We start from the raw sequence: 12021 nt of genomic DNA on the forward strand, positions 1-12021 counted from the left end.
CAGGTCGCCCCCGGTCAAAGTAAGCGAAAAGCTCGGTAGAGCTGCATGAGTTCGTGATTCCACGTTTCCCGGTCGGCCTGCTTCCGGTCGATTGCCTCACCGTTTCCCGTCCCGCCCTCGTTTCGATGGACGGCGACCCGCTCGGCCATCGCCGCGGTGTCCGGGTGTTCCTCCCCGAGCACGACGCGGTAGCGCTCCAAGGTCTCGTCCTCCAGCCGCCGCGCCTCTTCCGTTTCGCGGAGCCGCCGCAGATACAGGGCGAGGCTTCTGGCCACGAGCAGCGTCTGCGGATGGTCCTCGCCCAGCGCGCGGCGGCACATTCCAAGGGTGTCCTCCGCCAGGGTGCGCGCCGCCTCCACCTGCCCCGACTCGCTCAAGTGGCCCGCCATGATGCCGGCCGAGTTCAGCGTGTCGGGATGCTCGACGCCCAGCACCTCGCGCCGCCGTCCGTGGATTTCCTCGACCATCGTGCGGGCCGTGCCGAGGTCGCCCAGGGTGTACAGGTCGATGGCGAAGTTGTAGGCGACACCGAGGGTGGAGCGCGCATTCTCCCCTAAGACCTCCGTGCTGCGACGGAACGTCTCCTCGTTCAGGGCGCACGCCCTTTCCGCGGCCCCCAGCGCGTAGAGGTCCGTGGCCAGGTCGGTGGCCGCCTTGAGCGTCCGCGGGTCGTCCGGGCCGAGAATGCGGCGGCATCGTGCGAGGCAGTCCTCGTTCAGCCGCTGGGACTTCGCGTACGAGCCGAGCCGCTGATAGACGTAGGCCAGTTGCAGGCTTATCTCCAGGCAGGTCGCGTGGTCAGGGCCGAGGGCCTCCTGCCAACTCGCATAGAAATGTTCGGCGACGGGACGCGCCGTCTGGGTCTGCCCGCTCGAGACCAGATAGCGGACGACGCCGGTCGCCAGCAAACGGAGCGGATCATGAGGGCTCGTCGCGGGATCCTGGCTCAGGACGTGCGGGACGAGCACGGCCCAGTCCGGCCACGTCTCCGGCTTGTCGGTCGTCCTCGGCTCGGCCGCGACGAGCAGCCCGGCGATGACCGCCCGGTACGCCGCCCGCTGCGTCCGCGTCTGATCGCGGATGACGGCGGCGGTGAGGCGGTGCAGCCGCAGCTCGTTCCGGTCGATGCGGGCCAGGCCGTAGCGCGTGATGGCCTCGAAGGCCCGGCTGACCTTGAGCACGCCCGCCGGAAGCGCCTCCAGCGCGTCCGCGAGACCCTCGCCCGCCGACCCCGGCGACGCGTAGAACCAGGCGGCCGGGATCGGCTCGGACGCCAGATAGGCACAGGCCCGGATCACCGTCTCGCCGCCGGCCCTGGCCGCCGCGAGCCGTTCCAGCGCGAGTGAGGTCGCGGCCGCGAGCGACGCGGGGTACGAGGTCGGACGCCCGCGGCTGAGGATCTCCGTCGCATGAGCCTCCAGGGAGCGCTCGTACTGGGCCACGGTCACCCCGCTGGCGAGGACACCGGCGGCCTGGACGAGCGCCAGCGGCAAATCCCCGAGAATGTCCGCCAGATGCGCGGCCTCGCTTGGCGGAAGACGGGGGACGAGATTGTGCAGGAGCCGCACGGATTCTTCCCGCGTGAACACTTCCACTGCGACACGCGTGCCCGCTTCGGCCCACGCCGAATTCCTGGACGTGATGAGCACGTGCCCGCGTCCGCCAGGAAGATAGTCGATTATCTCCGCCGGATCTTCCGCGTTGTCGAAGACCAGCAGCCACCTCTCCGATTTGTGCAGCTCCGCCAAAGCGCGATGGGCCGTGACCGTCTGATCGGTCACCGGCGCTCGCACGTCCAACTCGGTCGCGAGCGCCGCCAGCTGACCAGTGATCAATTCGCTCTGCTCCGCATCGATGACCCATACGGCGTCATAGTCCGAGGCGAATCGGTGCGCGTACTCGATCGCTGTTTGCGTCTTTCCGAAACCGCCTCCGCCGTAGAGGACGACCACTCCGCTGATCGACACGGTCAGGGCTTCGCGAATCTCGACTAGCAGCGCGTCCCGTCCGGCGAAGGACGCATTTCGAGCGGGGACCCGCCACACCTGCGGCCCGGCGCCGGGCAGCCGAGGCCCGAGCCCGCGCGGTACGCCGCTGCGCGTGGGGCCGGGGAAGACCGGGCTGCTCGCTGGGTGTCCGGGCTGCTCCACGAGCTCCAGCAGGCGGCGTCGCGCCTGGTCCTCCTCCAGTCCGAAGAGATCGAGCGTCGTCATCGCGCGCAGCGCGGCAGGGAATCTGTCGCGGGGAAGGTTCTCGATCCGTATCGGCACCAGCCGCGGGCCGTACTCCTTGATCGCGATTGTGGACGTCCACTCATCGGTCGTGAAACGGTCCTGCTCGAAGTACGACGCCGAGAATAGGGCGAGCACCCGGTTCGCGGAACGCAGCGCCTGGTTCATGCGGAGCACGAAGTTCTCGCCCGGTCCCCAGTCCCAGACATCGAGTTCCACATCGTGTTCCGCCTGTTCGAGCTGCCAGCCGATCCACTCCGCCCACAGCCGGTCGGGCCCGGCGTAACTGATGAAGAATCTCTTCCGACCTGCGTCGTCGGTCGTGCTCACGCCGTCAGGATCGCGTAACAGCAGAAGTGCCGCCAGTCAGAACGCGTTCAGCGGCCGTTTCAGGTCAGTTCCCGTCAGTGTGACACACAGGGTTGACGCATTCATTCGGGCCGAAACCGTCGCCGAATGGATCAAGCGAGTTCGGTCGCGATGCAACTTTCATTCTGCCTTAGCCTGAGTGCGCCTTGCCATCCGGCCCGATTCCGGATGAGGCCAAACGCGTCGGGCCGCGGGCCGGAGCCGGTCGGCGTGCGTGGAACGTCAACTAGCGTGCGGAGAAACACAAGAGGGCCTGCGGACGCTGGTCGATACATTGACCGGCGTGGAGCCCAGCAATGACGACCAGCCTGTCCGTGAGATGAGCGCGCCGAGCGCGACCGGACGGGTCGTGACCGTCACCGGGCCTGTCGATCCGCGTTCCCTCGGGCACACGGTCACGTCCGTCCATCTGGTCAGCGACCTGAACGGCCTCTCCGAAGCCGCCACGAACGGTCTCTCCGAAGCCGACCTGAACGGCGAGGAGCCGGTGAGCATGGGGCTGCTCGGTGCGCTCGCCCTGGGCGCGCCGAACCGGGACGACCGGCGGCTTACGGAGGCGACCGTCCGTCCCGAACTCGCCGACTTCGCCGCCCTGGGCGGCGGGGCCGTCGTCGAGGTGACTGGCGTCGACCTCGGCCGCAGGCCACGGGCACTGGCCGACCTCGCCCGGGCGACCGGGGTCGCCGTGGTGATGGGCTGCGGCGGCTACTCCCCGTCGAGGACGCCCGAACTCGCTGGCAGGACGGCCGAGAGCCTCACCGCCGAGATCATCGGTGATCTCCGCGAGGGCGTGGACGGCGTCCGGGCGGGCGTGATCGGCGAGATCGAGGCGCTGGATCTTGACTGTCCCGCCGACCGCGCCCTGGCCACCGCCGTCGCGCACGCCGCCCGGCGCACCGGGGCGCCCGTGCTCGTCGACCGCGCCGCGACGGCGGCCGCCACGCACGAGCTCCTCGACCTGATGGACGCGTCCGGCGCCGACCTCGGCCGCATCGCCATCGGGCACTGCGACGGCCTCGCCACCGACGCCGACGCCCTCGCCCGGCTCGCCGATCGCGGCGTGTACCTGCAGTTCGACGGGCTCGGCCGACTCCCGACCGTGCACCGCGAGGTCGACGACCAGGACGTCGCCGCAGCCGTCCTGGACCTCGCCGGGCGCGGCCACGCCGAGCGGATCCTGCTGTCGCCCCGCGTCGCCCGCAAGATCGATCTCAAGGCGTTCGGCGGCGGCGGATACGGCTTCGTCGCCGAGCAGTTCGTCCCCTACCTGGGGTATCTGGGGGCGGACGAAGCCCTGCTGAGCGCCCTCACGGAGTCGAATCCGCGCCGCTGGCTGACCATGACGGAGGGCCGCGGATGAAGCGGACGATGCCGATGAACCTGCCGCCGACCATCCCCGATCTCACCGGTCAGGTGCTGACGGTCACCGGGCCGGTCGATCCGTCGGCTCTCGGCCCGACGCTCATGCACGAGCACCTCTTCGTCGACCTGCGCCGTCCGGCCCACGCGCTGCGTCCGGGCGAGGACTCCCCGCAGGCGCGGGAACCGCTCACCCTCGCCAACCTGGCCCGCACCCGGCACGGCGCCGTCAACGCGGACAACGACGTCCTCGCGGATTTCGACGAGATGCTCGCGGAGGTGCGCGAGTTCCAGCGCGCCGGCGGCGGGACGGTCGTGGAGGTCACCAACCTCGGCATCGGCCGCGACCCCGGCTCGCTGCGGCGGATGTCGCAGGCGAGCGGGCTCCACATCGTGATGGGCGCCGGCTGGTACACGCCGACGTTCCACCCTCCGGACATGGGCGAACGGAGCGTCGACGACCTCACCGCCGTGATCGTCCGCGACATCGTGGACGGCGCCGACGGCACCGGGATCCGCGCCGGGATCATCGGCGAGGTCGGCGCCGAGTGCGCGCCGCTGACGCCCGGCGAGCTCAAGAGCGTCCGGGCCGCCGGACGGGCGAGCCGCATCACCGGCGCTCCGATCACGTTCCATGTGGGCGGGGTCGGCGAGGAGAAGTTCACGGTCCTGGACATCCTGGACGAGGAGGGCGTGGACCCGTCCAACGTCGTCTTCGGCCACGCCGGGACCCTGGCCGTCGACCTGCCCTTCGCGCGGCGGGTGCTCGCCCGGGGCGTCTTCATCGAGTTCGACTTCCTGGCCTCGCCGGGCAGCCCGTGGGGTCATCTCGTGCTGCTCGGCGACCACAAGATGGCCCGCGGCATCGCCGACCTGGTCGAGGACGGACACTCCGGCCAGATCCTGCTCGGCCACGACGTCTGCCAGAAGATCCAGCTCAAGCGCTACGGCGGGCAGGGATACAGCTACATTCCGGACCATTTCCTGCCGGCGCTGCGCCGCCTCGGGGTCGCGGACGAGGCCGTCCACAAGATCATGGTGGAGAACCCGGCCCGCGCGCTGACCTTCACCGCCCCGGCTCCCTGACGAGCGCGCCGGGGGCGAGGCCGTCGAAGATGATGCCGAGCGCGCGGGAGCGGACCGGCTCGTCCAGGCGGAGGTGGGCGGCGGCGCGGGAGGCGCCGACGAGGAGCGCGTAGACCTCGTCCAGGCGGACGTCCGTCCGGACCGCCCCGGCGTCCTGGGCGCGACCGAGCAGGACGCCGACGGCCTCGCGCAGGTCACGCGGACCCTGGGCCGCCCTGCCGTCGGCGTCGCCGCCCGCTTCGGTGAACGCCTCGATGATGGCGAGCTTGCCCGCGGCGTCCGCCACGAGCCGGCGGAAGAAATCGAAGAACGCCCGGCCCGGATCGGCCGAGTCGGCGAGGCTTCGCGCCTCTCCGGACAGGCGGTCGAAATGCTTCACCAGAACCGCTTCCACCAGCGCCCGCTTGGTCGGGAAATGGCGGAAGACGGTGGCGATGCCGACTCCGGCGAGCCGCGCGACCTCCTCGGTGGAGGCCGCCGAGCCGCCCTTGCCGAACACGTCCTCCGCCACTTCCAGGATCCGGGCCCGGTTGCCGCGGGCGTCGGCGCGCGTGGGTTCCATTGACATCCGAAGTCTCCACTCCGTATATTCGGAGTCTCCACTTCGGAACCTTACCGTGTCATCGGGAGGAATCATGGCGCCCAGTCCTCGCGAGGTGTTCCTCGAGCTCGTACGGGGGGTCTCGGAAGGCCGCTGGGACGAGCTGCCCGACCTCTACGCGGAGCAGACCCGCGTCGAGCATCCGTTCTCGCCGTTCGAGGACGAGCCGATGCGCACCCGCGAAGAACTGCGCGAGCACTTCTCGGCCGGCAAAAGCATGCCGCCTCTCCGCCAGGAACCGGCCGACATCATCGTCCACGAAACCGCGGATCCGGAAGTCATCGTCGCCGAGTTCGCATACCGCGGGACGACCGAGAACGGGGAACCGTTCCGGGTGCCGTGCGTATTCGTCCTCCGCGTCCGGGACGGAAAGATCGTCGCCTCCCGCGACTACATCGACCACATCTCCTCGGCCCGCCGCCGCGGCGCACTCGACGATTTCCTCCAAGCCATTCCTCACTCCACCTTGTAATCAGATGTGATCCGAGCGCGGTAGAGCCCGATGCCGGACTCACCCTTGACGGGCTGACCGACGATGGCGCCACAGGCCGCGGGCCGTCACCGTTCCGGCGGTGAGGACGCCGAAGGCGGCGGCGATCCACCAGATTCCGATCCGATCGATCCAGTCGGACAGCGCGCCCTGGATCTCCGTGGCGGTCCGGACGACGGGGGAGTCGGCCTCGGCGCCCGCGTTGACGCGTGTCTCGTACCAGCCGTAGTAGGCGACGTAAGCCCCGGCCAGGAGAAGCAGGCCGCCGCTGAAGCGGGAGACGTACGGCAGGATCCGGCGGGTGCGGGCCACCGCGGCGTCGTGCGCCAGCGCCACCAGCATCGACAGGAACCCCACGACCAGGCCCATGCCGACGCCGTACGCGGCGAACGCCGCCAGCCCGGCGACGATGCCCGTGCCGTCGGACACCAGCCCGGTGACGGCCAGGAACGGCGCGATCGTGCACGACAGGGACGCGACGGCGTACGAGGCACCGTATCCGTACAGCCCGGCCAGCGAACCCGACAGCCCGCCCGCCTGAAGGCGCGGCAGCCGGAGCATCAGTTCCCGCCCGGTCACCAGCCATCCGCCGAGCGCGACCAGGACCAGGCCCATGACGATGGTGACCCAGGGCAGGTACTGGTGGATCGAGCTCGTCAACGCCGAGATCAGCAGGCCGAACGCGCCGAAGACGGTGACGAACCCCGCGGTCATCGCGGCCGACAGCCGCAGCGCCCGCCAGACGCCGCCCGCCCCGGGCGCGGCGATCAGCAGCGTCAGGTAGGACGGCAGGAGCGCGAAGCCGCACGGGTTGAACGCCGCCACCAGCCCGGCGGCCAGAGCGAGCGAGATCTCCTCCATCGGCCGGTCAGCCGAGGAGCTCGCCGATGTGCCGGTTCAGGTCGGACTCCCCGAGCGGCCCGGAGTCTTTGCTCGCCGTCCCGTCGGGCGCCATGAACAGGAAGGACGACTGCGAGGTCACCTTGAAATGGGAGTAGACCTTGCCGGTCCGGTCGTCCAGATGGGTGAGGTTCTCGGTGCCCGTCCGGGAGACGAAGGCGCGCAATCGGCCCTTGTCCTTCTCCAGCCCGCCGATGCCGACGAAGGAGACCCTGCCCTTGTATTTCTCGGCGGCCTTGGCGACATCGGGGCCTTCGGCGAGGCATTTGGGGCACCAGGGGGCCCAGAACCAGAACACCACGGGCTTGCCCGCGAGGCTCGTGCCGTCGAAGGCGTCGCCGTCGAGCGTCTCGCCCTTGAAGCGCAGCGTCCGGGGCGCGTCCCGGCCCGCGCCGCCGGGGCTCTGCACGGCAGGGCTCCGGGACGCGGCGCCCGTCGGCTCGACGGCGATCGTCTCGTCGTCGGCGCCCCCGCATCCGGCCATGAGCGACACCGCACTGATCACGATCGCGAGCGCCTTCTTCATGCCGCCACGCTAATGGACGGCGCGGTTCCCCGGTTCTTACGAAGAGATAACGCCCGCCTGTCCGTAATCCCCCCGTAAGGACGGCGGCGCTCCGCAGAGATCGACCAAAGTGACAGGCTCAAGGCGCTGCGGGGGTTAATTGCCATTTCCCAGACTTTGGGAGGTCGATTGTGCGTAGTTACGTCACGGAGTTCATCGGCACATTCTTCCTGGTCTTCACCGTGGGCTGCACCGTCCTGGCGAAGGCTCCGTTCGCCCCGCTGGCCATCGGCGCGGTGCTGATGGTCATGGTGTACGCGGGCGGGCACGTCTCCGGCGCCCATTACAACCCGGCGGTGACGCTGGCGGTGCTCCTGCGCGGCCGGATCCGCTGGACGGACGCCGCCGCCTACTGGACGGCCCAGCTCATCGCGGGCGTCGTCGCCGCCCTCGCCGCCCGGTACGTGGTGGATCCTGGCGAGATCGCGGAGCTGTCGCCGTCCGGCCGCGCGCTCGGGACGGCGCTCCTGGCCGAGGCGGTGTTCACCCTCGCGCTCGCCTATGTCGTCCTCAACGTCGCCACCAGCAGGGACCACCCGGACAACGGCTTCTACGGGCTGGCCATCGGATTCACCGTCGCTGCCGGGGCCTTCGCGGTGGGCGGCGTCTCCGGGGGAGCGTTCAACCCCGCGGTCGCCACCGGCGCGGCGACGATGGGCATGTTCGCCTGGTCGAAGCTCTGGATCTGGCTGCTGGCCGACCTGGCCGGGGGAGCCCTGGCCGCGGCGGCGTTCCTGGCCCTCAACCCCGAGGACCGCGCCCCAGCGGAGACCTCCGCGGCCTGACACGCGGACCCCGCCTCGCGAAGGGAACCGACGCATGAGCGGAATCGCACGGGAACTCGTCGAGCGCGCCGGTGTCGACGTGGACGTCCTGATCCAGAGACTGACGACGGCCGCCAGAGCGAAACTGGCCGCCCACTACCGGTGCACGATCCTGCACGCCGGATTGGCCAGTCTGATGGGCGCGCGGCTGCAAGAACTGCTCATGGACGTTCGTGCCGAGCACCTGAACCATTTCGACGCTCTGGTGACCCGGATCTACGAACTGGAGGGCCGCTTACCGGACGACCTCGACCATTTCGCGGCCACCGACCCCGCGGGCGAGAATCTGCCAGGCGATATCGGTGACGATCCGAACGCGCTGGTGGCCGCGCTCATCGACTCCAGCAGGAGAGGGACACGGCTCTACACGCGCCTCTGCGAACTCACCGAAGACAGGGACAATCGCACCTACGACATCGCCCAGGCGATCCTCTTCGAGGAGAGCGAGCACGAGGCCTGGTTCTACGAGTTCCTCGGGACGGGCCCGCCGCCCCGCTTCCAGCGCGGTTTCCGCGGCCGGTCTCCTTACCTGGCTCGGCTGCCATCCAACGATGCCGCGGACAATGCCTCGCCGTAGAGGAGGCCCAATGTCATTGCGGGGGTCGCCATCATTCCGCCGCAGAATGATTTGCCCATGAGCTGTCCGGAGCCCAGCAGTTCACCGGCGGCGCTGAGGTTCGTGAACGGTTCGCCTGCGGTGTCCAGGACGCGCAGATCGGAGTCGACGGCGAGGCCGACGGTGCTGGTCACCGATGAGCCTTGGACGCGGATGGTGTAGAACGGCCCTTCCTCGATTCGGACGGGCCGGTGTCGCCGTCCGAGCGGGTCGGGGCCTCCGGAGTCGAGCGTCGTGTTGTATTCGGCGACGGTTTCGGCAAGGGCGGTGGGCGGGAGCCCGGTTCTTGCGGCGAGGTCGTCCAGTGTTGGGGCACTGGTGAACATCGGGTGGACGTCGAACAGGTCCCGCAGTTCGTCGTTCGTCCGGCCGGTGATCATCGGTGGGGATTCGCGCAGGATCCGGGCGTCGAACACGACGTAGCGGCGTAGCTCGGGTTGGTCGAGAAGGGCGTGCTCGCGGGCGTTGACGCTCGGCTCGTCCTCGGCCACGAAACGGCGGCCCTCGGTGTTGACGTAGATTTCCCAGGGCGCGCGGTCTTGCGGGTGGTGGATGTGGCGGAATTCCAGCTTCGCGCCGAGGCCCGGACGGTCCATCACCACGCCGAAGGAACTCAGGTAGTTCTCGTGGCCGCGCAATGCCGCTCCGGCGCGGCGTGCCGCCTGCAATCCGCCGCCGGTGTTGTACGGGTAGGAATTGGCGCCGTAGGCCGGGTGCCCGCTCAGTTCGTGGAACAACTCGGGGTTGGCGTTGTAGCCGCCGGTCGCCAGCAGTACTGAGGATGCCGGGTAGGTTCGCTCGCCGTCGGGAGTTGTCGCCGTCACGGCCGTCACGCGGCGGTCGGACATGACTAGCCCGGTGAGCCTGGTGTTCAGCGACAGTGTGATGCGGCCCGCGGTGACCTGCGCGTCGAATGCCTTTCGCAGTACTTGCAGGATTGAGCGGCCGAAATCGGGGCCCCAGTAATAGCGCGCCACCGTGTACGGCTCGTGTGCGAACCCTTCGACGGGGTGGTCCGGCATGAACTCCATGCCGTTCTCGGTCAGCCAGTCCAGTGTCCGGGCGGCGTTGTCCACGGCGAGGCGTACGAGTGTCGGGTCGGCGGTGTTCTCGCTGATGCGCATGATGTCGGCGTAGTGCGCGTCCGGCGAGTCGATGATGCCGCGCCGCCGCTGGAGCAGCGTCCCGGCCGCGCTGAGCTGCCCGGACGAGATGTTCAGCGACCCGCCCAACACGTCGGCGGCGTCCAGGACGAGAACCGGCACCCCGCGCTCGGCGGCGGTGAGCGCGGCCATCATGCCGGCCGCTCCCGCGCCGACGATGACGTGCGACGGTGTCACAGGCTCCTCCACAGGTCGCGCAATACGGCCGCGAGCGCGGCGGGGTCTTCGGTGAGGACGAACGTCCCGCCTGGAATTCGGGTGACGGGCGCGTCGAGGATGTGCCCGACCTCGTCGGCCAGCGCCGACAGCGCGTCGGCGTCCGGCGCGATGACGGACGTCGGGCGCCCCGGCGACCGCGCCCCGGCCAGGACGGCGCGCAGGTCCGCGTTCCACAGGGCCACGTAGCCCTCGTACCAGACGCGCCCGGCCTGGACGCGGTCGGCGAAGGCGTCGAACACCAGGTCGGGGTCGGCGTCCTCGGTGAACGCGCGCGCCATGAAGCGCCACACGTCCGCGACGCCCTCGGGTGTGGCGGGCACCGGATTCAGCCGCTCGTACTTGGACAGCTTCGTCCGCCAGTCGAAATACGCCGGATACCCGACGAGCCCGAGGCCGACGACGTCGCCGGGATGCTCGGCCGCCATGACCGCCGCCAGCGCCGCGCCGGTGTGGTGGCCGACGACGACCTTCGGCCCGGGACGCGCCTCCTGGACGGCGTCCCACAGCAGGCCAGCGTGCTCGGCGAGGCTCAGCGGGCGCGACGTGGCGTCGGACTCGCCGAGGTTCAGCATGTCCGGCGCGACGCACGGCAGCGGCGCCAGGCTCCGCATCACCGGCAGCCACAGCCGTCCGGACGCGGGCACCTGGTGCAGGAGCAGCAGGTCAGGGCCGTCGCCGGGGGTGGTACGCAGGTGGACGTAACCCTCCGGGGTGAGGACGAGCCGGCGCTCTACCGGGGGGACGTCCATCAGAAGCACAGGCAGCCGGGCTGGTCCGGGAGGGGCTCGGCGCCGTAGGCGGCCAGGTCGGGCGGCAGGATCGGGCGGTGCTCGGGCGTCCAGGTGAAGTCGACGTCGTGCTCGGTGTAGACGGTGCTGAGCGGGCCGCCCTTGGTGCGGAACAGCATGAGGTTGCCGGTGGGGGAGCCGAACGGGCCGTGCCACTCCTCCGGCGGGCGCCAGAAGTAGCAGCCCGCGCGCATCAGGCCGAGCGGCCCGGCGAGCTCCCCGGCCAGCAGGTACATCTCCTCCACGACCGGGTGCTTCTCCGGCTTGCGGCCCGACCGCAGCGGCATCGTGCCGAGCAGCCACGTCTCCTCGCCGTCGACCGGGTCGCGGCGCAGCCACTTGCGGCCCGCGCCGGGCGGGAACGTCGGGTGGAAGTTGCCGCCCCACTCCCCGGCGAACCCGTCGACCTTGGTGACGAGGCGGCGCTCGTCGAGCATTCCGGCCGGGGCCTCGCCGTCGCGGAGCCGCGGCTCGCCGGAGAAGAACGCGAGCACCACGGCGCCCGTCCGGGACGCGACCCCGGACGTGTTCGTCCCGGCGGGGAAATGCCCGTAGGAGTATTTGCCGTATTCGACGCCGGAGACGGTCAGCGTCCCGTGCAGGACGAGGAATTCCTCGTCCACGTCCAGGTGGTGGACGCCCTCCTCGCGCGCATATCCCGCCGGATAGCGGACGAGGAGGCTGGACGCGCCGCTCTCCTCGTCCAGGCTGAGCAGTTTGCTGTCGATTCCGGGGTCGTTGCGGCCGTAGAGGCCGTCCTTCCAGGGCAGGGCCTGCGATTGGATGAACTCGATGAAAGGGCGTCCCACG

At 70.1% G+C, this 12021-nt stretch carries 12 protein-coding genes; 5 read left to right on the plus strand and 7 right to left on the minus strand.

Going from position 1 to position 12021, the window contains the following annotated elements; all coding sequences use genetic code 11:
* Positions 1 to 14: 14 nt before the first annotated feature.
* On the minus strand, positions 15 to 2561 hold the full coding sequence (fxsT, locus tag ACH35V_RS28750) for an FxSxx-COOH system tetratricopeptide repeat protein (RefSeq protein WP_395976853.1): 2547 nt from the start codon (positions 2559 to 2561) through the stop codon (positions 15 to 17).
* 322 nt (positions 2562 to 2883) lie between these two features.
* On the opposite strand from fxsT, the gene ACH35V_RS28755 reads away from it, so the two are divergent.
* Positions 2884 to 3960, plus strand: a complete 1077-nt coding sequence (locus tag ACH35V_RS28755; protein WP_395976855.1) for a phosphotriesterase — start codon at positions 2884 to 2886, stop codon at positions 3958 to 3960.
* Positions 3957 to 5045: a phosphotriesterase gene (locus tag ACH35V_RS28760; RefSeq protein ID WP_395976857.1), complete on the plus strand. Its 1089-nt coding sequence runs from the start codon at positions 3957 to 3959 to the stop codon at positions 5043 to 5045. The genes ACH35V_RS28755 and ACH35V_RS28760 overlap by 4 nt, the downstream gene beginning before the upstream one ends.
* Here the strand turns inward: ACH35V_RS28760 and ACH35V_RS28765 are convergent.
* Positions 5026 to 5613: a TetR/AcrR family transcriptional regulator gene (locus ACH35V_RS28765; protein WP_395976859.1), complete on the minus strand. Its 588-nt coding sequence runs from the start codon at positions 5611 to 5613 to the stop codon at positions 5026 to 5028. The two genes, ACH35V_RS28760 and ACH35V_RS28765, sit on opposite strands and share 20 nt — an antisense overlap.
* Positions 5614 to 5680: 67 nt before the next feature.
* Between ACH35V_RS28765 and ACH35V_RS28770 the strand changes: the two genes are divergently transcribed.
* On the plus strand, positions 5681 to 6118 hold the full coding sequence (locus tag ACH35V_RS28770) for a nuclear transport factor 2 family protein (RefSeq protein WP_395976861.1): 438 nt from the start codon (positions 5681 to 5683) through the stop codon (positions 6116 to 6118).
* A gap of 39 nt (positions 6119 to 6157) precedes the next feature.
* Here ACH35V_RS28770 and ACH35V_RS28775 read toward each other — a convergent pair whose 3' ends face one another.
* Together ACH35V_RS28775 and ACH35V_RS28780 are read right to left on the minus strand one after the other, a co-directional pair.
* Positions 6158 to 6997 carry a cytochrome c biogenesis CcdA family protein gene (locus ACH35V_RS28775; RefSeq protein WP_395976863.1) on the minus strand — a complete coding sequence of 280 codons (840 nt, stop codon included), beginning with the start codon at positions 6995 to 6997 and terminating at the stop codon, positions 6158 to 6160.
* Between the two features lie 7 nt (positions 6998 to 7004).
* On the minus strand, positions 7005 to 7562 hold the full coding sequence (locus tag ACH35V_RS28780; protein WP_395976865.1) for a TlpA family protein disulfide reductase: 558 nt from the start codon (positions 7560 to 7562) through the stop codon (positions 7005 to 7007).
* Between the two features lie 170 nt (positions 7563 to 7732).
* Here ACH35V_RS28780 and ACH35V_RS28785 point away from each other — a divergent pair, with 170 nt between their 5' ends.
* Both ACH35V_RS28785 and ACH35V_RS28790 read left to right on the plus strand, forming a co-directional pair.
* On the plus strand, positions 7733 to 8386 hold the full coding sequence (locus ACH35V_RS28785) for an MIP/aquaporin family protein (protein ID WP_395976867.1): 654 nt from the start codon (positions 7733 to 7735) through the stop codon (positions 8384 to 8386).
* 34 nt (positions 8387 to 8420) lie between these two features.
* Positions 8421 to 9002 carry a ferritin-like domain-containing protein gene (locus ACH35V_RS28790; RefSeq protein WP_395976869.1) on the plus strand — a complete coding sequence of 194 codons (582 nt, stop codon included), beginning with the start codon at positions 8421 to 8423 and terminating at the stop codon, positions 9000 to 9002.
* On the opposite strand, the gene ACH35V_RS28795 is transcribed toward ACH35V_RS28790, so the two are convergent.
* The 3 genes from ACH35V_RS28795 to ACH35V_RS28805 are packed head-to-tail and all read right to left on the minus strand — an operon-like array spanning position 8951 to position 12020.
* On the minus strand, positions 8951 to 10381 hold the full coding sequence (locus ACH35V_RS28795; protein WP_395976871.1) for an FAD-dependent oxidoreductase: 1431 nt from the start codon (positions 10379 to 10381) through the stop codon (positions 8951 to 8953). The genes ACH35V_RS28790 and ACH35V_RS28795 overlap by 52 nt on opposite strands.
* Positions 10378 to 11172 (minus strand): alpha/beta fold hydrolase, encoded by a 795-nt coding sequence (locus tag ACH35V_RS28800; RefSeq protein ID WP_395976873.1) that lies wholly within the window; start codon positions 11170 to 11172, stop codon positions 10378 to 10380. The genes ACH35V_RS28795 and ACH35V_RS28800 overlap by 4 nt, the downstream gene beginning before the upstream one ends.
* On the minus strand, positions 11172 to 12020 hold the full coding sequence (locus ACH35V_RS28805; RefSeq protein ID WP_395976875.1) for a cupin domain-containing protein: 849 nt from the start codon (positions 12018 to 12020) through the stop codon (positions 11172 to 11174). Before ACH35V_RS28805 ends, ACH35V_RS28800 begins: the two co-directional genes overlap by 1 nt.
* Position 12021 lies beyond the last annotated feature (1 nt).

Origin of the sequence: Actinomadura sp. 1N219 (assembly GCF_044326405.1) — a bacterium.
In the GTDB taxonomy this organism is placed as follows: domain Bacteria; phylum Actinomycetota; class Actinomycetes; order Streptosporangiales; family Streptosporangiaceae; genus Spirillospora.